18 protein-coding genes are annotated in these 21,182 nt (G+C 64.8%); 15 read left to right on the plus strand and 3 right to left on the minus strand.

The features are described from left to right. Positions 1-43 precede the first annotated feature (43 nt). Positions 44-3,067 carry a TonB-dependent receptor gene (locus P8Q88_RS01475; protein WP_278322053.1) on the minus strand — a complete coding sequence of 1,008 codons (3,024 nt, stop codon included), beginning with the start codon at positions 3,065-3,067 and terminating at the stop codon, positions 44-46. A 216-nt stretch (positions 3,068-3,283) separates the two neighbouring features. Between P8Q88_RS01475 and P8Q88_RS01480 the strand changes: the two genes are divergently transcribed. The 7 genes from P8Q88_RS01480 to P8Q88_RS01510 all read left to right on the plus strand — a co-directional run bounded on the left by P8Q88_RS01480 (position 3,284) and on the right by P8Q88_RS01510 (position 9,154). Further along, positions 3,284-3,892, plus strand: a complete 609-nt coding sequence (locus P8Q88_RS01480; RefSeq protein WP_278322054.1) for a flavin reductase family protein — start codon at positions 3,284-3,286, stop codon at positions 3,890-3,892. Between the two features lie 52 nt (positions 3,893-3,944). Then, on the plus strand, positions 3,945-4,928 hold the full coding sequence (locus tag P8Q88_RS01485; RefSeq protein WP_512700430.1) for an NAD(P)H-dependent flavin oxidoreductase: 984 nt from the start codon (positions 3,945-3,947) through the stop codon (positions 4,926-4,928). 3 nt (positions 4,929-4,931) lie between these two features. Continuing rightward, complete coding sequence (locus tag P8Q88_RS01490) at positions 4,932-6,074, plus strand: acyl-CoA dehydrogenase family protein (protein ID WP_278322056.1); 1,143 nt, start codon at positions 4,932-4,934, stop codon at positions 6,072-6,074. 10 nt (positions 6,075-6,084) lie between these two features. Then, complete coding sequence (locus tag P8Q88_RS01495; RefSeq protein WP_278322057.1) at positions 6,085-6,822, plus strand: SDR family NAD(P)-dependent oxidoreductase; 738 nt, start codon at positions 6,085-6,087, stop codon at positions 6,820-6,822. Between the two features lie 12 nt (positions 6,823-6,834). Then, positions 6,835-7,857: an aldo/keto reductase gene (locus P8Q88_RS01500; protein WP_278322058.1), complete on the plus strand. Its 1,023-nt coding sequence runs from the start codon at positions 6,835-6,837 to the stop codon at positions 7,855-7,857. A gap of 104 nt (positions 7,858-7,961) precedes the next feature. After that, complete coding sequence (locus P8Q88_RS01505; RefSeq protein ID WP_278322059.1) at positions 7,962-8,636, plus strand: response regulator transcription factor; 675 nt, start codon at positions 7,962-7,964, stop codon at positions 8,634-8,636. A 62-nt stretch (positions 8,637-8,698) separates the two neighbouring features. Beyond that, entirely contained in the window at positions 8,699-9,154 is a 456-nt protein-coding gene (locus P8Q88_RS01510; protein WP_278322060.1) for a CHRD domain-containing protein, read from the plus strand. Positions 9,155-9,215: 61 nt separating this feature from the next. Here P8Q88_RS01510 and P8Q88_RS01515 read toward each other — a convergent pair whose 3' ends face one another. Next, a complete protein-coding gene (locus P8Q88_RS01515; RefSeq protein WP_278322061.1) occupies positions 9,216-11,984 on the minus strand; it encodes a TonB-dependent receptor domain-containing protein in 2,769 nt (922 codons plus the stop codon). 115 nt (positions 11,985-12,099) lie between these two features. Continuing rightward, entirely contained in the window at positions 12,100-13,671 is a 1,572-nt protein-coding gene (locus tag P8Q88_RS01520; protein ID WP_278322062.1) for a beta-helix domain-containing protein, read from the minus strand. A 245-nt stretch (positions 13,672-13,916) separates the two neighbouring features. On the opposite strand from P8Q88_RS01520, the gene P8Q88_RS01525 reads away from it, so the two are divergent. The 8 genes from P8Q88_RS01525 (at position 13,917) to P8Q88_RS01560 (ending at position 21,178) form a co-directional block, all read left to right on the plus strand. After that, positions 13,917-14,300 carry a hypothetical protein gene (locus P8Q88_RS01525; protein WP_278322063.1) on the plus strand — a complete coding sequence of 128 codons (384 nt, stop codon included), beginning with the start codon at positions 13,917-13,919 and terminating at the stop codon, positions 14,298-14,300. A gap of 155 nt (positions 14,301-14,455) precedes the next feature. Next, entirely contained in the window at positions 14,456-15,085 is a 630-nt protein-coding gene (locus P8Q88_RS01530; protein WP_278322064.1) for a lytic transglycosylase domain-containing protein, read from the plus strand. Positions 15,086-15,091: 6 nt separating this feature from the next. After that, complete coding sequence (locus tag P8Q88_RS01535; RefSeq protein ID WP_278322065.1) at positions 15,092-15,391, plus strand: TrbC/VirB2 family type IV secretion system protein; 300 nt, start codon at positions 15,092-15,094, stop codon at positions 15,389-15,391. 2 nt (positions 15,392-15,393) lie between these two features. After that, positions 15,394-15,678 carry a VirB3 family type IV secretion system protein gene (locus P8Q88_RS01540; RefSeq protein ID WP_278322066.1) on the plus strand — a complete coding sequence of 95 codons (285 nt, stop codon included), beginning with the start codon at positions 15,394-15,396 and terminating at the stop codon, positions 15,676-15,678. Then, positions 15,668-18,106 carry a VirB4 family type IV secretion/conjugal transfer ATPase gene (locus P8Q88_RS01545; protein WP_278322067.1) on the plus strand — a complete coding sequence of 813 codons (2,439 nt, stop codon included), beginning with the start codon at positions 15,668-15,670 and terminating at the stop codon, positions 18,104-18,106. Before P8Q88_RS01540 ends, P8Q88_RS01545 begins: the two co-directional genes overlap by 11 nt. Then, positions 18,103-19,272, plus strand: a complete 1,170-nt coding sequence (locus P8Q88_RS01550; RefSeq protein ID WP_278322068.1) for a TrbL/VirB6 family protein — start codon at positions 18,103-18,105, stop codon at positions 19,270-19,272. Before P8Q88_RS01545 ends, P8Q88_RS01550 begins: the two co-directional genes overlap by 4 nt. Continuing rightward, entirely contained in the window at positions 19,272-20,042 is a 771-nt protein-coding gene (locus P8Q88_RS01555) for a TrbG/VirB9 family P-type conjugative transfer protein (protein WP_278322069.1), read from the plus strand. The genes P8Q88_RS01550 and P8Q88_RS01555 overlap by 1 nt, the downstream gene beginning before the upstream one ends. Then, complete coding sequence (locus P8Q88_RS01560; protein ID WP_278322070.1) at positions 20,042-21,178, plus strand: TraB/TrbI/VirB10 family type IV secretion system protein; 1,137 nt, start codon at positions 20,042-20,044, stop codon at positions 21,176-21,178. The genes P8Q88_RS01555 and P8Q88_RS01560 overlap by 1 nt, the downstream gene beginning before the upstream one ends. Positions 21,179-21,182 lie beyond the last annotated feature (4 nt).

The following is a 21,182-nucleotide window of genomic DNA, read 5'->3' on the forward strand; positions in this document are numbered from 1 at the left end:
TCTCTCGTCGGGCCGTAGGGCGGCGAGGAGCCGTCCGCGTCGGTTACCAGGTGAAGCGCACCCCGGCGGCGTAACGGGCATAGCCCGGTGCCACGAAGAACTTCGCCAGTTCGTTGCGACGGAAGCCATTGCGATCATCGTTCAGGATGTTGATCCCTTCGGCGAAGATCGAGAGGCCGTTGTCGAACTCGTAGCTCGCGCTGGCATCGAGCTGTCCGTACTCGTCGATGAAGTACGGATCCTGGTCGAAGCCGGCGAGGAACTTGTCACGCCAGTTGTAGGCAACACGGGCCTGAAGGCCGTTCTTGTCATAGAACAGAACCGCGTTGGCGCTGTCGCTCACGCCGGTGACGGCGAACTGGGTCACGGTCCACGGCAGGGTCACGTCATAGGCCGTGTCGCTGTTCACGATCGTGTAGTTCAGGATCGCGCCGAAGCCGGTGTCCCAGAAATTGTGCTGGACGGCGAATTCCCAGCCCCACAGATGCGCGCTCTGGTCGCTGTTGAAGGGCTGCGTGAAGGTGAAAATCACCTCCGGATCGCCCGGCTGGCCGATGATCCCGCCGGCGGTGCCGACGTTCGGATCGTAGCTGGCCGGACGATTGTCCTGTACCCAGGCGACGATCTGTTCGAAGGTCGCATCCTGGCCCAGGGCATTGCGCGCTGCGTTGGCCGCCGCGCCCTGCGAGGGGTCGGGCAGGTTGAACAGCGGAGTCTGCGTCGTGCCGCTACCGATGAAGTTGCTCACCCGCTTGTCGAAGAAGCCCACCGACACATAGCTGGCGACATCGTAATACCACTCGGCCGACAGGTCGATGTTCTTCGACTTGAACGGCAGTAGCCCGGGGTTGCCCGCGCTCGCCTGGCTACCGCCGGCGCCGACGCGCAGCGGCTGGGCCACGGTGATGCCGCCCTGCAGGTTGTTGTAGGTCGGTCGCGTGATGGTGTGGCTGTACGAGGCACGGACCACGACATCCTGAACCGGCTCGAGGCTGAAATCGACCGCTGGCAGCCAGTTGTCATACCTGCCGGTGAGGCTGGTGAAGTCAGCATCGGGAGCGTTGATCACGCTGATCTCGTTGGCGGCCACCTGGACCGTTCCGACCGGGATCGGGGTGAGGGCAGCCGATTCCACCTTCGTTTCTTCCCAACGCAGGCCGAGGCGCAGGGTGGCGCGCATCGTGCCGAGGTCGAAGTCGTGGAAGGATTGAAGATACGGTGCCAGCGTGGTTTCGGTGATCCGCCGGTCGGTATCGTACGGTGCAAGGCAGGTACCCGGTTCCTGAGCGCGCGCGCAGATACCGAGGCGATCGTCGAGCAGGCCGATCAGACCTTCGGTGTCGATCCGGAAGTAGGTCGGGATGATCGCCGGATCGTTACTGCCGTCCACACCTGCAAGGTCGGAAGACAGGTCACGCTCGCTAAACAGGTCGTCGGGCGTGTCGGCACGCGACAGCGTACCGCCCCAGGTGTCGTTCTGGATGACACCGAATGCGCTGCGGACCTTGTTCTCGAGATAAGTCACGCCGAAGTCGAGGCTGTCGATGAACGACGCGTCGAAGTCGTAACCACCCCGGAAAGTCACTTCGGTAATCTCGTCGCGGAAGAACGCGTTACGGAAGGCGTTGCCGGCCGGACGGATGTTCGGGGCGTCGATTTCGGCACCGGGATACATCTCGACCGAGATGACCGGCATTTCGCTGGTGTAGTCGACCACCTGCGATTCCACACCGAAGATCGCCGTACCGACGGCGATGCCGCTGCCGAAAGGCGAAGTCGGCTTGGATTCCGCCGTCGAATAATGCGCGTCGAGTTCGGCACGGAACCCGCTGTCCCCTTCGAAAGCGATGTTGCCGCCGATCGAGTGGTTGACGCTGCGGTTCGCGCCGACCGCGCCGGTGATGGCGAGGTCCTTGCCGATGCCGGGGCCGTCGGGGCCATCGGGGCCGGGGCCGAAGCGCTCGGCATAGAACAGCGCACCGGCCGCGGGGCCGTCGGTCCAGGCGCTCGAGGTATCGCCGTGGTTGAACCAGATGCCGATGCTGTCCTGCTGGCTGTCGAAGGTGTTCTGCGAGAACAGGTAATCGGCAGTCAGCGTAACGGTGTCGCTCGGCTTGTACTGCAGCACGGCCTGGCCGTTGATGCGCTCACGCTCGAAGTTGAAGAAGTCGTAGGCGACGCTCTGCGGCACCTGGTAGACATCGTCCGGGCCCGGACGGTTCTCGATATTGTCGAACCGCGGATCGCCCGGCTGGGCCAGCGTACCCCAGTTGTTTTCCGCGCCGGTGTAGCCCGGGCGCCAGTTGCCGGTGACGAACTGCGCCTGGCTGCCCTTGCGCTTCTGGTAGGAGCCGGCGATCAGGATGCCGACCGTGTCGTCGTTCCAGGTCTTCGACACGATGCCGGAGACTTCCGGGGTGACGTCGAAGCCGCTGAAGCGCGACGTGTCGTAGACGCCTTTCACGCCGATGCTCCCCTGGAAGCCGGGGCGGTCCAGCGGGCGCGGGAGCTTGATGTTGATGACCGAGCCGATGCCGCCAGTCGGCAGCGAAGCGCGGCCCGACTTGTAGACTTCGACGCCCGCGACGCCTTCGGAAGCGAGGTTGCCGAAGTCGAAGCTGCGCGAGGAGGGGGCGGAGAAGCCGTCGCCCAGCGTGGAGGTCGGCATCTGGCGGCCGTTGACGACAACGAGGTTGAAGTCGGGGCCGAAGCCGCGAACGGTAACGGTCGAGCCTTCACCGCTCTGGCGGTCGATCGACACGCCGGTGATGCGCTGCAGCGATTCCGCGAGGTTGGTGTCGGGGAACTTACCGATGTCTTCGGCCGAGATCGCATCGACGACGCCGATGGCGTCGCGCTTGATGTTCATCGCATCCTGAAGGCTGGCGCGGATACCGGAAACAACGATGACGTTGCCCTCGTCGACCACGACTTCGCCTTCGTCGCCGTCGCGGGTTTCCTGTGCCGTCTCGTCCTGCGCCATGGCGGGGACCGCAGCCGCGCCCATCGCAACTGCCGATGCGCCGGCCAGATACGTGACGAGCGAGCGCTTAGGCGTAAATTTCATCGGTGATTCTCCTCCCAAAACCATGCACTTGTCGCGCATCGGTCACCATAATGTGAACGTTCACCTATTTGATAACGTTCACTTCGTCAATCGCTGCGGATGCGGAGCTGTCATAGAACTGCCGCTGTGTTGCAATCATGTTGCATGCGTGGATGTGCCTCCCAGACAAGCTGGGCGGAGAGGTTTGCAACACCGCTGTTGCCCTTGCCGCGGCCCGTGACTACCGAGAGCGCGATGTTCGACGCACAAGCCTTTCGCGACGCCTTGGGCAGCTTTGTGACCGGCGTCACGATCGTGACCGCGCGTGACGAGGAAGGGCAGCCCTTCGGCCTGACCGCGAACAGCTTCAATTCGGTCAGCCTCGATCCGCCGATGGTGTTGTGGAGCCTGTCGCTGCAATCGCGCACCCTGCCGGTGTTCCGCGATGCGGAGACCTGGGCTGTCCATGTGCTGGCCGCCGATCAGCAGCCGATGTCCGATCGCTTCGCCAGGCCCGGCAGCGACAAGTTCGCCGGGCTGGACGGAGGCGACGGCCCCGAAGGTGCGCCGCTGATCGAGGGCTATGCCGCCCGCTTCGGCTGCCGCGCCCGCTTCGAATACGAAGGCGGCGACCACGCGATCTTTCTTGGCGAAGTCATCGAGTTCGACCGGCGCGACACCGAGCCGCTGATCTATCATGGCGGGCGCTATGGCCGGGTGATGCGCGCGCCCGATGGCGAGGACCTCGAACGCGAGGGCCTGGCGGAGAAGGTCGGCAGCGAGCTCGCACTGACGCAGCGTGGTACCGATCTCCTCGCCGCGCTCGAGGCGCTCGCGAAGCGCTAGACTCTCGGCCTCCCCGCCGATACCGGTTGCGAAAAGCAACTGTGAGGAGAGGCTGCCCATGAAAACCCGCATCACCGAAATGTTCGGCATCGAACACCCGATCATCCAGGGCGGCATGCATTATGTCGGCTTCGCGGAAATGGCGGCGGCGGTGTCTAATGCGGGCGGCCTCGGCATCATCACGGGTCTGACGCTCGGAACGCCCGAGAAGCTCGCCGACGAGATCGCCAAGTGTAAGGACATGACTGACAAACCCTTCGGCGTGAACCTGACCTTCCTGCCGACGGTCAACGCGCCCGATTATCCGGGTCTGGTCAAGGCGATCATCGACGGCGGGGTCAAGGTGGTGGAGACCGCGGGCAACAATCCGCAACAGGTGCTGCCCTTTTTCAAGGACGCCGGGGTCAAGGTAATCCACAAATGCACCAGCGTGCGCCACAGCCTCAAGGCGCAGTCGATTGGCTGCGATGCGGTGTCGGTCGACGGTTTCGAATGCGGCGGGCACCCGGGCGAAGACGACATTCCCAACATGATCCTGCTGCCCCGCGCGGCGGATGAGCTCGAAATCCCCTTCGTCGCCAGCGGCGGCATGGCAGACGGGCGCAGCCTCGTCGCCAGCCTCGCAATGGGTGCGGAAGGCATGAACATGGGCACGCGCTTCATCGCGACGAAGGAAGCGCCGGTGCACGAGAATGTGAAAAAGGCAATCGTCGCCGCCAGCGAACTCGACACCCGCCTCGTCATGCGCCCGCTGCGCAATACCGAGCGGGTGATGACCAACGACGCGGTCGAGGAACTGCTCCAGATCGAGAAAGAGAAGGGCGCGGACCTCAAGTTCGAGGATATCATCGAACAGGTCGCGGGCGTCTATCCGCGCATCATGACCGAAGGCGACATGGATGCAGGCGCATGGTCCTGCGGCATGGTCGCTGGGCTGATCGACGATATCCCGACCTGCAAGGAACTGATCGACCGCATCATGGCCGAGGCGGACGAGATCATCAGCCAGCGCCTCGCGCGTTTCCAGGGAGCATGAGCCATGCTCGATACCAGCTATCGCACCGCCTATAACGAGGATCACGAAGCATTCCGCGACACCGTGCGCAAGGTCTTTGCGGAGCACATGACGCCGCATCTGGACCAGCACGAGGCCGAGGGCATCGTCGGGCGCGAGGCGTGGAAGGCGCTGGGCGACGCCGGCATGCTGTGCCCCACGGTAAAGGAAGAGAACGGCGGCCTCGGCCTCGATTTCGGCTTCAATTGCGTGATTACCGAGGAACTGAGCTATCTCGGATCCTCGGCCGGTTTCACGCTGCAGAACGATATCACGGCAAATTACTTCGAGCGGCTCGGTACCGACGAACAGCGCGAGAAGTATCTCCCCGGCATGGTATCGGGCGATATCATCACAGCCATCGCCATGACCGAGCCGGGTGCGGGCAGCGACCTGCAGGGCATTCGCACTACGGCGGTGAAGGACGGCAATCACCTCGTGGTGAACGGGTCCAAAACTTACATCACCAATGGTCAGAATGCGGATTGCGTGATCGTGGTCGCCAAGACCGATCCGACGCAGGGCGCCAAGGGCACCAGCCTGGTGCTGGTCGACGCCGATACGCCGGGCTTCGAGCGCGGGCGCAATCTCGACAAGATCGGCCAGCATTCGGCCGATACGTCGGAGCTGTTCTTCAACGACTGCCGCGTGCCGATGACCAATCTGCTCGGCGGCGAAGGACGCGGCTTCATCCACCTGATGGAGGAGCTGCCGCAGGAACGTCTCGGTATCGCGGTGGGCGCGCAGGCCGGGGCGCAGCGCGCGTTCGACGAGGCGGTGAAGTTCACCAAGGACCGCAAGGCTTTCGGTAAGACGGTGTTCGAATTCCAGAACACCAAGTTCACGCTGGCCGATCTGAAAGCCAAGCTGCAGGTTGGCTGGGCGCATCTCGACTGGGCGATCAAGAAGCACCTTGCGGGCGAGCTGACCACCGACGAGGCCAGCGCGGCCAAGCTGTGGCACACCGACCTGCAATGGGAAGTCTGCGACGCCGCGCTGCAACTGCATGGCGGGGCGGGCTACATGAACGAATACGCGATCGCCCGCCTGTGGCGCGACGCCCGCGTCACCCGCATTTTCGGCGGCACGAACGAGATCATGAAGGAAGTGATCTCGCGCTCGATCTGAGGAGGGCTGCATGACCGATCCGCTCGACTATTCCGGCAAGACCGTGCTCGTCATCGGCGGCACGAGCGGAATCGGCAACGGCATCGCGCACGGCTTTCGCGAGCGCGGGGCGGTGGTTCATGTCACCGGCACGCGCGGCTCTGCGGACGACTACTCCGCTGAGGAGGGGAGTGATCTAACCGGCCTCGAGTTTCATCCGCTCGATGTGTCGGACCGCGATGGAATTGCAGGGTTCGATCTGCCCGACCGGCTCGATGTCGTCGTCCTGTGCCAGGGCATCGTCCGCTATCGCCGCGAGGAATTCGAACGCGAGGGGTGGGACGCCGTGATGACGGTTAATCTCGACTCGCTGATGGATTGCGCCCGCGCGGTTCGGGCGAAGCTGGCCGACGGCGGCGGGTCGCTTATCGTGGTCAGCTCGGTCGGCGCCTTCCATGCGATGATCGGCAATCCGGCCTATGCCGCGAGCAAGGCGGGCGCGGTGAGCCTCGTCGGCAGCCTCGCGCAGGCCTGGGCAGCGGAGGGTATCCGCGTCAACGGTATCGCACCGGGTCTCGTGCCGACCAAGCTGACCAAGGTCACGACCGACAATGAACAGCGTACCGCCGGGGCGATCGCGCGCATTCCCGCCGGACGAATGGGGACGCCTGCGGACATGGCGGGCGCGGCGCTTTATCTTGCCTCGCCACTGGCGGATTACGTCGTCGGCCAAACAATCCGCGTCGATGGCGGCATGACTCTCTCCTAGGAGGAACGACAGTTGGAATACGTCAATCTCGGCCCCAGCGGCCTCAAGGTTTCGCGCCTGTGCCTCGGCTGCATGAGCTATGGCGACACCAGCCGCGGCTGGCACGGCGACTGGGTGCTGTCCGAGGACGAGAGCCGCCCCTTTATCCGCGAGGCGGTGGAGGCGGGGATCAATTTCTTCGACACGGCGAACATGTATTCGATGGGCGCATCGGAGGAAGTGGTCGGCAAGCTGATTCCCGAGTTCGCCAAGCGCGATGAGATCGTGCTGGCGACCAAGGCCTTCCTGCCGTGGCGCCAGGCGCCCAATGCGGGCGGTCTGTCGCGCAAGAGCCTGATGCAGGCGATCGACGACAGCCTCACGCGGCTTAACATGGACTATGTCGACCTCTTCCAGATCCACCGCTGGGACGATCACACGCCGATCGAGGAAACGATGGAGGCGCTGCACGACATCGTGAAGGCGGGAAAGGCGCGCTATATCGGCGCCTCCAGCATGGCCGCGTGGCAATTCGCCAAGGCGCAGGAGGTGGCGCGCGCCAATGGCTGGACGCGCTTCATCTCGATGCAGAACCACGTGAACCTGCTCCACCGCGAGGAGGAGCGCGAGATGATCCCGCTGTGCCGCGACCAGGGCGTGAGCCTCATTCCGTGGAGCCCGCTGGCGCGCGGCAAGCTCGCCCGTGCATGGGACGAAAGCACCGTCCGCAGCGAGACTGACGGTTTCGGCAAGATGCTTTACACGCAGACGCCCGAAGCCGATCGCGAGATCGTCGAGACGGTCGGCGAAATCGCCGAGGCGCGCGGCACTTCCCGGGCGACGGTGGCGCTCGCATGGCATTTCGCCAAGGGGATCACCGCTCCGATCATCGGCGCGACGAAAGAGGGGCATATCGCCGCGGCGGTCGAGGCCATGACGCTCGACCTGACCGAGGACGAGGTCGCGCGGCTGGAAAAACCCTATGTGCCGAAAATGCCGGTCGGCGTCGCCTCCACCGCGCCGCGCAACTGGTCTTTGACGCTGAAGGACGGATAGGCAAACCGCCGCCATCGCAAAGTGTTACACGGCTGTCGCGCGCGGTCACAATCACGTCACATGCCCGCGCCATCGCTTGCCCGACAGGGTGGGACGAGAACCGCGTGCAAGCCATCAATATCTTCCTGACCGGCCGGTTGGGCGAACAACTCGAAGACTTCATGCATGGCGAAACCCGCTATGCCTTTGGTCGCCTCTATGCCGATGGACCGCACCGCGTTGTGGAGGGGCCGGTGTGCGCCTTCGTCGATTGGGTCATGGACGATCTCTCCGGCCTCGAAATGTGCCGTCGTCTGCGCGCAGATCCGCGGACCCACGATGCGCATATCACCGTCGTGCTGGAAGAGGACGAGCCCGACGACAAGCGCCGCGCGCTGAAGGCGGGGGCAGACGATTACGTGGTCGGCCCGCTCGACCGCACGAAGGTGCTCGACCGGGTGATGGCGCTGCAGTCTGGCGGCTCGCAGCCCGGCGTTGCCGAGCGGCTGGAATTGGGCGAACTGACCATTGATGCGGCGGCATTGCAGGCGCGCTGGGCGGGCCATGCGCTCGACCTGCGGCCCAATGAATTCCGCTTGCTGCGGTTCTTCGCGCAAAACCCGGACCGGGTGCTCACCCGCCCGGACCTGATCGAGGCGCTGGGCAAGCAGGAGCCGCCCATCGACGAACGCACGGTGGATGTCTGGATCGGCCGCCTGCGCAAGGCCCTGCGCAACGCCGGCGCAGGCGAAAGGGTGCGGACCGTGCGGTCGCTGGGCTACGTTTACGATTCGCATTGATCGGGAATCGCGGAACCATCGCTGCTCCTATCGGTCGACAAGGCATACGATAGGAGAGAACAATGCTATATCAGCTTGCGAAAGCTTCACCGATAGCCATCGCGGCTCTGGCCCTGGCCGGATGCGAGACGATTGCCGAACCGGTCGCCGAAAGCCTGAGTCCAACCTACACCGCCGCCTTGACCGGTGCAGCGGAAGTCGGCGCAGCTGGCGATCCCGATGGCAGCGGCACCGCCGAGATTTCGCTGGTCGACGATGTGGTCAACCAGGTGTGCTACGAGATCGCCGTAACCGGCATTTCTCCCGCAACCGCGGCGCATATCCACAGCGGTGCCGCAGGTGTCGCCGGGCCGCCGGTGGTGACTCTGGAAGCGCCCACCTCTGGCGAGGTCAGCGGCTGTGCCTCGGCCGATGACGATACGATCGATGCCATCCGCGCCAATCCCGCCGCCTTCTACGTGAATGTCCACACCGCGGATCATCCCGGTGGCGCAATCCGGGGCCAATTGCGGCGCTGACCGATGAAAAAAGGGCCGCCCTTGCGGACGGCCCTTTTCGGGAAGAAGGCTTTCGAGAGCCCTAGAATTCAGCGGACAGTGAAACGCTGAAGCTGGTGCCGACATCGTAGCTGTTGATGTCGATGCGGGTATCGCCATTGGTCTGGAATTCTTCGTAGTCGCGCCCGGTCAGGTTGCGCGCCTCGAGCTTGAGCTCCAGTTCCTTGCCCGCCAGTTCGAAGCCTTGCCGCACCACGAAATCGAGGCGCAGGCCGGGATTCTCGATGATGTCGGGCAAATTGCTGGTCCCGCGGCTGATGACGCGCTCGCTGGCATAGCTCAGCAGGATTGTGGCCTGACTCAGCCGGTCGAGATCCTCCAGGCCAAGCTGCAGGTTGACCAGATGGTCGCTCTGCCCGGTCAGCGGAACGCCATCGCGGAAGAAGTTGGTCGCCGGCTGGGGTGCGGACGGGAAGACCTGCGCAATATCGTCGTCGGTTACTTTCAGTTCCGACTGGGTGTAGGTGTAGTTCGCCACCGCCACCAGGCGCTTGCTCTCCCACCAGTCCCCGCCCAGCGTATAGAGATCCTTGTTCCACTGCAGCTCGAATTCCGCGCCGTAGAGCGTGGCGGCCGGCGCATTGGCGAAGCCGCTGATCTGCTCGTTGTCGGAGAAGCTGGAGAAGACCTCGATCGGGCGCTCGATATCCTTGTAGAAGCCCGCGAGGCTGACCCGGCTTTGCGAACCCCAGTAATATTCGAGGCGCGCCTCGTAATTGGTCAGCTCGCTGTCGACCAACTGCGGGTTGCCGTTGAACTGGCGGTTGGTTTCGGGATCGAAATAGGTCTGGAAGATCAGCTCGCGGAACTGCGGCCGCGCGATCGTCTTCGAAGCGTTGAAGCGCGCCTGCAGGCTGTCGGAAATTTCCCAGGTCAGCGTACCCGCGGGCAGGAAATAGTCGTTCTCGAGCAGCGAGCTGCTGGCCGAGCCGCTGGGCGTCCCGTCGAGGCCGAGCGGGATGACCTGCTGCACCGCATCCTCGTAGCGCACGCCCAGATCGAGCGAGACACCGTCTACCGGCTGGACCCGGCTCTGGATGTAGCCGGCCCTGATATCCAGTCCTGCCTCGAAGGCAGGATCGGAACCCGTCGTGTCGAAGATTGTGAAGCCGAAGGGGCCGATCATCGCGGCGTCCTGCGCTTCGCGATCGAAGCCGAACTCGATCAGCGAATCTCCTAGCAGCGCATCGGGCCGGAAAGCACCGAACACATCGGGGAAATCGCCCTGGGCGCGCAAATCGAACTCGCGGCGCGAGGAGAAGCGCTGCGTATCGGTGTAGGCGCCGCCGATGGTCACGCCGAGCCAGTCAGTCAGCTGATAGCTGACGTCGAGGCCGCCGTAATAGAGGTCTTCGGTGAGGTCGGAAAAGGCGACGATCGCGCTGCCGCGCTGCCCGTCGAGCGTGTTGAGGAAGATGTTGCCCAGCGGATCGTTCGGGTTGTCCGTGCGCGTATAGGTGAAGGTCCACTCATACGGTGCCTCGCGCTGCGTCTGGGCATAGCCTGCTCGCAGGTCGACATTGAGGTCGCCGAAATCGAGTTCGCCGGTGAACTGCGTATCGAACAGCTGGCGTTCGTACCAGGCGGTGTTCTGAACGAGGTCGGTGTCGTCGCTCTGGAAATCGAAGGTTTCGGCCAGCGATGCCTGCTTGAGCGAATCGCGGATGAAGAGATTGGTGAAGCGGAAGCGGTGCTCGCCCACCTCCAGCCCGAAGCCCAGCAGGCCGTTCACCAGAATGCGGTTGTCGGTGACGAATTCGTTGCCGTCGCTGTCGAGATTGAGCTCCTCGCCAACCGCGGTCTGTTGCGTGATGAAGCGGTTGCGCCACTTGTTGCTGATCGAGGCGGTGGCGATGACGCCGAACTGGCCGTCTCCGAACACGTCGAAGCTGGTGCCGCCGGTGATGCCGGCCGAGACATTGACGGGCAGGCCGCTGTTGCTCTGCAGCAGGATCAGATTGGGATCGCCCAGCTCGAGCAGGATCGCTTCCTGATCGACATCGGGGCTGTTGATGGGCAGGCCGCTGTCGAGATAATTCTGCAGTTCCGGGCGAATGGTACGGCGTCCGTCGTCGAAGCCGAACCAGTCGTAGCTCGAACCGAAATAGGTGTAGCCGACGCCGCCAGTGGTCTCCGTGTCGCCGCTCAGCCCGCCGCTGATCGTGAGGAAACTTTCCTGCGGAATCGCGCGGGTGGTGAGGTTGATCACGCCGCCGCCGAATTCGCCGGGGTAGTTGGCGGAGTAGGTCTTCTGGACGAGGCTGGAGGCGACCACGCTGGTCGGGAAAATGTCGAGCGGGACCACGCGGCTCAATGGCTGGGGCGAGGGCAGCGGCAGGCCGTTGAGCAGGGCGAGCGAATAGCGATCGCCCAGGCCGCGCACGAAGACGAGGCCGTTGCCGACCGTCGAAAGACCGGTCACGCGGGTCAGCGCGCCGGCGATGTCGCCCTCGCCGGTCCTGGCGATGGCTGCGGTGTCGAGCACCGAAACGACCTGAGTCGACGCGCGGGTCACATCCTGCCGCCGGCGTCCGGTGACAACGATCGCGCCGCCCGGCACCGATACCTCGGGCTCCTCGAACTCTTCTTCCTGCGGCGTGTCGTCTTCCTGCGGCGTGTCGTCCACGCCTTCGACCTGCTCGGCGAGCAGGGCGTCGGTTGCCGGATCCTCCTCGGCCGGGACGCCTTCGGCACCGGTACCGGGCGCAGCATCCTGCGCAAGAGCCGCGCCGGGTACGCACAGCGCGGTGGTGAGCAGGAGCAGCGAAGCGAGCTGCTTGCCGGTCGACATGGTTCGAGACCCCCTCATTATCAGGTCCTGTAGAATTCGGTGGGAGCGCGCGCGCTCCAATCGGGTGAGGGCTCGCGGGGCACGAACGGACCGTGCCCCGCGAACCGTGTCCTGCTTACGAGTCGTAGACCGGCAGGCTGGTGCAGTTGGTAACGTCGCCGTCGAAGCTCACCGTCGCCGAATTGCAGGTCCAGCCTTCGACCCAGTCGGAAATGCTGGGATAGACTGCGCCGATCTGCTCCGGCTCGACGAAGAAGCTCGACAGTGCGGTCGGATCGAAAACGGCGACGCCCGCTTCGTTGGACCCATTGAGGAAGGTCATTGTCAGCGTGTTGGTGAAGTTGGCGTTGTTGTTCGAACCAGCTTCGTAGCGGGCCTGGATATCGGCCGCCGTCACCCCGCCCGAGCTGTCGCGGAAGTCCGTCGCACAATCGAGCACGAAGGAGTTGAACGCCACCGGGCCGGCTTCATCCGGACCGCTGGTGCGATCGAGCGTCTCCGTCCCGTCGATGCGCAGGCAGGGCGTGCCGCCGGTCGCGTCGACGAGGATCGAGTTGACGATGGTGTAGTCGGCGAAGCCGCGGATGCGGATGGCCTGATCCTGGTCACCGCCATTGTGGATGAAAGTGGCGTTGGAAATGCGCGTGTTCTGGCGCGGGGTCTGCTCTTCAAGGCCGTTGGTCGAGTCGGCTTCGATGATGGTGTCACCGACGCCCGGGCGCTGGACCGCGATGACGAACTGCATGTTCGCCTTCACACCGGTGTCGGTATCGATGCTGTCGTCTTCCGCGCCGACCACGATCAGGCGCTTCACGTTCACCCGGCCGCCGAAGAATTCGACGCCGTCGTCGGAGCTGTTGAAGCTCATGATGTTTTCCAGCGTGGTGCCGCTACCGACGCCGCCCGTGGTAAGCGACTGCAGTTCGTTGTCGCCCGACAGGACGAAGCCCGAATAGCGAATCTGGACGAATTTCATGCTGCCCGAGCTGTCGTCACCCGTCGCGCCACCGAACAGGGCGGGCTGGGCCGCGCCTTCGACCTGGCGTTCGCAGGCCGTCGTGCCCGGGGTTGCGCCCGGTGCGATGCAGTCGGTGACCGGTGCGCGACCCGACAGGACGACCCCGCCCCACTGGCCGGCGGAATTGTCGGTGTTGAGGCCCTGCACATTGTCGCGGCTGGTGAAGATGATCGGGCGTTCGGCGGTGCCGTTCGCCTGGATGGTATTGCCGCGATTGACGTTGAGGAAGCTGGCGCCCGAGGCATAGATGATCGCGCCCGGCTCAATGGTCAGCTGCACGTCGGTATCGGCACCGGTGTCACTCGGGCCGCCATCCTCGCCCACGTCGACGCGACCGTTCATGCGGTAAAGGAGACCCTCGATATAGGGGAGGGTGGAGCTGGCGGTGAACCGCGCGGGCAGGGTGCAGACGCGATATTCGCCGGTCGGGCCGGAGATGGTTCCGCTGTCGGTCAGGCCGGTCGGATCGGAAATCGTCGGACAACCTGCGGCCGGTGTCACCAGCGAGGACGTCGGCGTGGGTGTCGGGGTCGGCGAGGGCGCCGGCGCGGACGGATTGTTGATGGTGATGTTGCCGCCGGTGCCCGGCGAGACGATCTCGTCGGCTCCGCAGCTGGCAAGGGCCAGCGCGCTACAGCCAAGGACGAGCGAACGATGGAAAGTGGTCACGGGTACGGTCCCCTCAAAAACCGAATGAATCGGAAAGTCTGTCGAAGCGCGAATTCGTTGATCGCGAATCGCCAGCTAGGAGCCGTTCGTGACAGTATGTGTCGCTTCGTGACCGTTATGTTGCAGTATCAACAGCTTTGGCCGCGGCGGTGCTGATTGCAGAAATATGACAATGTTTCAGTTTTGTTGCAGTCCACGGCTCCGCGACCTATTCATTGCCCAACAGAACAGTTGGGAGATGCTTTATGTCGCTCATTGCCAGTCTCGCCTTCGCCATGGTGGCCCAGGGTCCGGTAGCCGTCGTGGCGGCGCCAGAAACCGATTACGATGTCGGCTATGAGGAACTGGTCTCCGGGCAGGACCGCGCTGCTGCGGAAGCGATCGAAAACTGCGGCAAACTCGCTGCCGACGATCCCGCCCGCCTGATCAATCACGGCATCGCGCTGGCCCGTTTGGGTCGCTTCAACGAGGCGAGGGCCGATTTCGAGGCCGCCGCCAATGCCAGCACGAGCGTGGAACTGGAAACGGCCAGCGGCGAATGGATCGATTCCCGCCGTCTTGCCCGCCGCGCCCTCGCATCGCTAGATAAGGGCGAATTCGCCCGCTATTACGCGATGTCGATGCGCTGATCCTTACAGCGAACCCCTTGCAGCCCGCGTTTCCCACAGGAAGCGCGGGTTTTTTGTGGGCGGACGTTGCTTACATGCGACGAAATTTCCAGCATTCAGCTTTCTGTCACCCCTTTGTCATGTACTAAGGCCAGTGGGATCGGACGGAGGGTGCAATGATTCTCGCACGCTTGGCGCTCGTCTCGGGGTTGGTCCTCGGAGCGCTCTCCGCCACGAATGTGAAGGCGGATGTCATTGAGATCGACGCTGACGGAGCACGCTGGATAGCCGGCGGGGGCACCGCCCTACCTGCTGCGCCGGCCCAAAGCGCATCTGATGCTGCCATCGTTGAAGTCCCGGCCGAGATTTTCGTTCCCGAAATCGCCATCGCCGATCCGCATGCCCCGGGCGCGCTCGTGCCCGTGACCTACCAGGCAAAGGTGGCCGAGCTCGCCGCGCGTTACGATCTCAGCCCGGCGCTGATCGAGGCGATGGTCTGGCAGGAGAGCCGCTGGCGCGCCAACGCCGTTTCGCCGGTCGGGGCCCGCGGCCTCGCCCAGCTGATGCCCGGCACGGCACGCGATCTGGGCGTCGATCCGAACGATCCTTTCGCCAATCTGGAAGGTGGGGCGCGCTATCTGCGCGAGCAACTCGACCGGTTCGATGGCGATATCGAGAAAGCGCTTGCCGCCTACAACGCGGGGCCCGGACGGGTCATGCGCGCAGGCGGCATTCCCCGCATTCGCGAAACGCAGCTTTACGTGGCGGCCATCATGGGTCGCCTCGCCAACCACTCACGGGAGTAATTTCGCTTGAAGTCCAAGTTTTCGATCCCGGCCGCCCTGGCCTTTCTGGCGATGTCCAGCCCCGCGCTGGCGCAGACCACCGATCCGGCAGGGTCGGGCCCGGTCGTCGCCGCGCTCGGCTGGTTGCAGGGAACCCTGCTCGGCAACGTTGCCACGGCAGTCGCGGTCATGGCCGTTGCCGCCGTCGGCTTCATGATGCTGACCGGACGCCTCAATTGGCGCTTCGGGGCGACCGTTATCATCGGCGTCTTCATTCTCTTCGGCGCGGCCTCGATCGTGGCCGGCATCCAGGGCGTCGCCGCCTGACCATGACCGCACTCGTCCGCCATCCCGTCCACCGCGCATTGACGCGCCCGCAGATGTTCGCGGGGGTGACGTATAACTACTTCATCATCAACGGCATGGTGACGACGGAGGCGTTCCTGATCACCGGCAGCTGGCTGGCGCTGGTGGTGTTCGCGGTGATGCACGGCATCGGCTATTTCGCCTGCCTGCGCGAACCGCGCATCTTCGACCTGTGGATCACCAAGGTGTCGAAATGCCCCCGCGTGAAGAACTACAAGCACTGGGGGTGCAACTCCTATGCCGCATAAGGACAAGTGGAAGGGCGCTGCCGCCTGGGGCTCGAAGGAGGCGCGGGCCGGCGACCGGCTGCCCTATGCCCGATTGATCGACGATAGCACGCTGCTGTTGCGTGACGGGTCCGTTATGACCGCGATCCAGGTGCCCGGCCTGCTGTTCGAAACCGAGGACAGCGAGGCGCTCAACGCCCATGCCGCGACCCGGGAAGTGGTTCTGCGCAGCACGCTCGATGCGCGTTTCGTGCTCTATCATCACGTCATCCGGCGCCGTGTCTCGGTCGATCTCGAGGCGTCGTTTCCCGACCCGATCAGCCGCCATATCGACACGCGCTGGCGTGAGCGGCTGGGATCCGGCCAGCTGTTCGTCAACGACCAGTTCATTACGCTGATCCGGCGCCCGGCCCGCGGCAAGGCTGGCCTGGTCGAGCGCGTCAGCAAGGGTTTGAAGCGCAAGGGCCGCGAGCAGGTCGAAGCGGATCCGAAGGATCTGCGGTCCTTGCGCGCCGCATCGCAGGGCCTTGTCGCTGCTCTGCAAGCCTATGGCGCAACGCCGCTGACCGACTATGTCGGCCCGCAGGGCAATACCAATTCGGAAATGCTGGAGCTGCTTTCGGCGCTCTACAATGGCGAGATGCGCCCGGTGAGGAAGCCCGCGGACGATGTCGATATCGGCCACATGCTGCCCTATCGCCGCGTCAGCTTCGGGCTCGATGCCATGGAAATGCGCGGCTCGGGTTCGCCCGATTTCGCCGCCATGCTTGGGTTGAAGGACTATCCCGAAGCAACCAGCCCGGGATTGCTCGACAGCCTGCTGCGGCTGCCCTTCGAAATGGTGGTGAGCGAAAGCTATGCCCCGACCGAGCGGCAGACTGCGCGCGAGCGCATGGATCTGGCCATTCGCCGCCTGAAGAGCGCCGACGAAGAAGCCGCGGCGGAGCGCGCCGACATGCTCGCCGCGCGCGATGCGCTGGGCAATGGCGCGGTCGGCTTCGGCGATCATCACCTCACGGTCATGGTCAAGGAACGCGATCTAGGCCGGCTCGACGACGCAATGGCTGCCTGCGCCGCCGCGCTGGCCGATACCGGCGCCATCGCAGTGCGCGAGGATACCAATCTCGAACCGGCATTTTGGGGCCAGTTCCCGGGCAACGAAGGCTACCTCGTGCGCCGCGCGCTGATTTCCAGCGCCAACATGGCCAGCTTTGGGTCGCTGCACGGCTTCGCACTGGGTCAGGCCGAAGGCAATCACTGGGGTGATGCGGTCACCTTGCTGGAAACGACCAGTGCGACGCCGTTCTTCTTCAACTTCCACCACGGCGATCTTGGCAATTTCTCGGTCATCGGGCCGAGCGGTTCGGGCAAGACGGTGGTGATGAATTTCCTCGCCGCGCAGGCCCAGAAGTTCAAACCGCGCACCATCCTGTTCGACAAGGACCGCGGCGCGGAACTGTTCGTGCGCGGCATCGGCGGGCGCTACGACAGCATCCGTGCGGGCGAGCCGACCGGGTTCAACCCGCTCGCGCTGCCCGATACGCCGATCAACAAGGCCTTCCTGCGCGACTGGTTGGGCGTATTGCTGAAGGCCGAGGGCCCTGAAGAGGAACAGACCATCGCTGGTGCGGTGGACGCAGCCTATGCCAATGACGCGTCGCTGCGCCGGCTGCGCCACTTCCGCGAACTGCTGTCCGGCAGTCGCCGACCGCAGCCTGGCGATCTGGCAGACCGTCTGAGCGCGTGGATCAACGCCGGCGAGCATGCCTGGCTGTTCGACAATGCCGACGACCGGCTCGACCTGACGGCACGCGTGCTCGGCTTCGACATGACCGCGCTGCTCGAGAACCCGCGCCTGCGCACCCCGACTATGATGTACCTCTTCCACCGGATCGAGGAACGGCTTGACGGCAAGCCGACCATGATCCTGATCGACGAGGGCTGGAAGGCGCTCGACGACGAGGTCTTCGCCGCGCGCATTCGCGACTGGCTCAAGACTTTGCGGAAACGCAATGCACTGGTCGGCTTCGCCACGCAGTCGGCGCGCGATGCGCTGGAGAGCCGCATTTCCACCGCGCTGGTCGAGCAGACCGCGACCATGGTATTCATGCCCAACAGCCGTGCCCGGCCGGAGGATTATTGCGACGGCTTCGGGCTGACGGAGCATGAGCTTGCGCTGATCCGCACGCTGCCGGCGCACAGCCGCTGTTTCCTCGTGCGCCAGCCCGACGCCAGCGTCGTCGTGCGGCTCGATTTGTCCGGCGCGCCCGAAGTGCTGACGCTGCTGTCGGGCCGCGAAAGCTCGGTCCGCCGTCTCGACGTTCTGCGCGAGGCGCTGGGCGACGCTCCGGCGGACTGGTTCCCCGCGCTCACCGGCACGAAATGGCCGGGCGGTGCCAATGACAGCGAGCTGGTCGAGGAACTGAACCTCGATCTGGCGGCAGAATGACGAGCGCAACCTGCCAGAAGGCCGCCGAAGGGGTCGGCAACGGCGTTGCCGGGGCGCTGAAAGGCGTCGACTGCGTCGCGGGCGAAACGGCCGCGGCTGCCTTCGGTCGCCTGTTCGCCTCGGGCGGTGCCCTGACGACGACGCTGACCATCGTGCTGACACTGTTCATCGCGCTGTTCGGCTTCGCGCTGCTCACGGGTCGCACCAATGTCGGTGTTCGCGCGCTGGTGCCGCGAATGATGACGCTGGGCCTGGTTCTGACCTTTGCGACCAGCTGGGTCGCCTATCAGAGCGTGGTCTGGAATCTCGCCATCGGCACGCCGGACTATCTCGCCGGCATCCTCACTGGCGCGCGCGGGAGCGCGACCGAGGTCTTCGCACAGAAGATCGACGTGGTGTTCCTTGCCATCCAGGAAGTCAGTGGCGGGAACGAGGATTTTGCGGCCTTCTCGCCCGAGGGCATGATGTGGCTCGGCGCCATGCTGTTCATGCTCGGCACTGTCGGCCTGCTGGTCACGACCAAGATTGCGCTGGGCGTGCTGGTCGCGCTGGGCCCGATCTTTGTCGTCATGGCCCTGTTCAATGGCACGCGCGGCCTGTTCACCGGCTGGATCAAGGGCCTGACGCTGTGTGCGCTGGCACCGCTCTTTGCCGTGCTTGGCGGCTCGATCATGCTCGAACTCGCCGTGCCCATTCTCGGCGCACTCGTGGCGACACCGGGGCAGGTCAATCCGCAGGCAGCGATGGCGTTCTTCATGGTGGGGGCGGTGCATGTCGCGCTCATGGTGTTGGTGCTCAAGGTCGCAGGAGCAATGGTTGCCGGCTGGACGGTGTTTGGCCTTGCTTCCGACCGTGATGAGCGCGCCGCCGCTACTCCAACGCCGCAAGCCGCACCTGCGCCGGCGCTGGCCAGTGCCCAAGCAGCCAATGCCGCGAGCTCGCAGGCGCGCCGGATCGACGTGTCCGCCGTGCCGACGGCTGCCGCCGCCAATGATGCCGGCGCGAATGCGGCAACGACCCAGCGCACAACCAAGGTATTCGCGACCGCTTCAGGCAATGGTCAGGTCGCGCCGCTTACTTCCGGGCCATCCCGGGCAATGGGGATCGGCAGCCGCTTCAAGCCCGCCCCGCCCAAGGCCCTCGACCGTTCCGTGGAGAAACGCTGATGAACCGCGCGCTCATTCCCGCGCTCGCCCTGGCCATGCTGGCCGCGCCCGCTGCCGCGAAGGATTCGCGGCTGGTCGAGGTGTTCTATGACGAGGCCAAGATTGTTCGCATCGACGGCAAGGTGACCGTTCAGGCCTCGATCGTTTTCGGTGACGATGAAACGATCGAAAACGTCGCGATTGGGGACTCGCAGGCTTGGCAGGTGACCCCGAACAAGCGGGCGGACATCCTGTTCGTGAAGCCGCTTGCGCCGCGCGCATCGACCAATCTCACGGTCATCACTTCCAAGCGGACTTACCTTTTCGATCTTGTCGCCAGCCCGTCGGCCAAACCGCTCTACGTGCTGCGGTTCGACTATCCTGACGAGCCAGAGGAACCGCAGATGGCGCAGGCCGATGCCATCGAACGGCAGGCAGCGCGCGATCCCTTCGCAGTCGTCGATCCGTCCGATCTCAATTTCGCCTGGAGCGGTTCGGGGGATCCCGAGCTGCTGCCGGAAAACACTTTCGACGATGGCGACGCGACCTTCCTCAGCTGGCCGCAGGGCAAGCAGGTGCCGGCGATCCTCGTCGCCAATGCGCAAGGTGTCGAAGGGCCGATCAATTTCACCGTCCGCGGCGACACGATCGTCGTTGACGGCGTCCCGCGCACGCTGATCCTGCGCTCGGGCGAAAATCGTGCCGAGCTGGTGAACACCGGACCCGAACGCGCCGCGCAGCCCGTTTCCGCCCGTTCCAGTGCCGCGCTTGCCCAGAAGGGGAACGACTGATGCGTCTCGCCATGCGCCTGCCCGAAAAGAAGGCCGGTTCCGAAGCCGTCGCCAACGACATCGACCCGCGCGACGACGTCGACGCCGAAATCATCGATCTTGCCCAACGCAACGCCCACCCTGCGGTCGCCCGGCCGGCAGGCAAGTCCGACGCGCTTGGCCTTGTGGCCGGGATCGCCGTCGTTGCGGGCTTGGGCATCGTGACGCTCTGGAGCATGAACGCCGCGCGCGTTGCCGAGCCCGAGAGCATCGGCGGCCAGCAGGCGGCCCCGGTCGAGGCGATCCCGGCCGTTCCGCCGGAGGCTGTTACACCCGTGGTCCCGGCGGAAATCGTTTCGCCGCAAGTCGAAGTCTCGCCGCCGGGCCCGCAACCGGTCTATGCCGCCTCGCCCGATGCCGCCGCAGCCGCCAACCGTTTCGCCAGCCCCACGGTCGTTTTCGATGCAGGCGCAGCACCTGCGGGCCTTGCAGTGCTTGACCCCGAAGCCGCTACTGCGACTGCCGGCGGCGAGGCCGCGACGGGCAATTCCGCGTCCGATTTCGCCAGCCGCATCGGCGGCGTCGGCGGTGCGCCGGCCCGCGCCAGCGCGATGACCAATCCGTCGACTACGGTGACCCAGGGTACGCTCATCCCAGCGGTTCTCGAGACCGCGATCGACACCAACGTGCCGGGCTTCGTGCGCGCCGTCGTCAGCCAGGACGTGCGCAGCTTCGATGGCACGCGCGTCCTCGTCCCGCGGTCGTCGCGCCTGATCGGACAATACCAGTCCGGCCTCCAGAACGGCCAGAAACGCGCCTATGTCATCTGGACCCGCCTGATCCGGCCCGACGGCGCATCGGTCAATCTCGCCTCCCCCGCGATCGGGTTCGACGGTACGACCGGGTTGGCAGGAAAGGTTTCCGGCAACGGCTTCTTCAAGCGGTTCGGTTCGGCCATGCTGCTGAGCGTGGTCGGCGGACTCGGTTCGGTCGCCACCGGTGGTGCCGGCGGGCTTCTGGTCGGCAGTGCGAGCCAGTCGGCCGCCGCCACCGCAGCGCAGCAGGATGGCCAGCGCGGCCCCACGGTTCGCGTCGGCATCGGTGCGCCGATCCGCATTTTCACCAGCCGCGATCTCGATTTCTCCTCGGTCAACTGAAGCC

It is taken from the genome of Qipengyuania marincola, assembly GCF_029688625.1.
Classification (GTDB): Bacteria; Pseudomonadota; Alphaproteobacteria; order Sphingomonadales; family Sphingomonadaceae; genus Qipengyuania.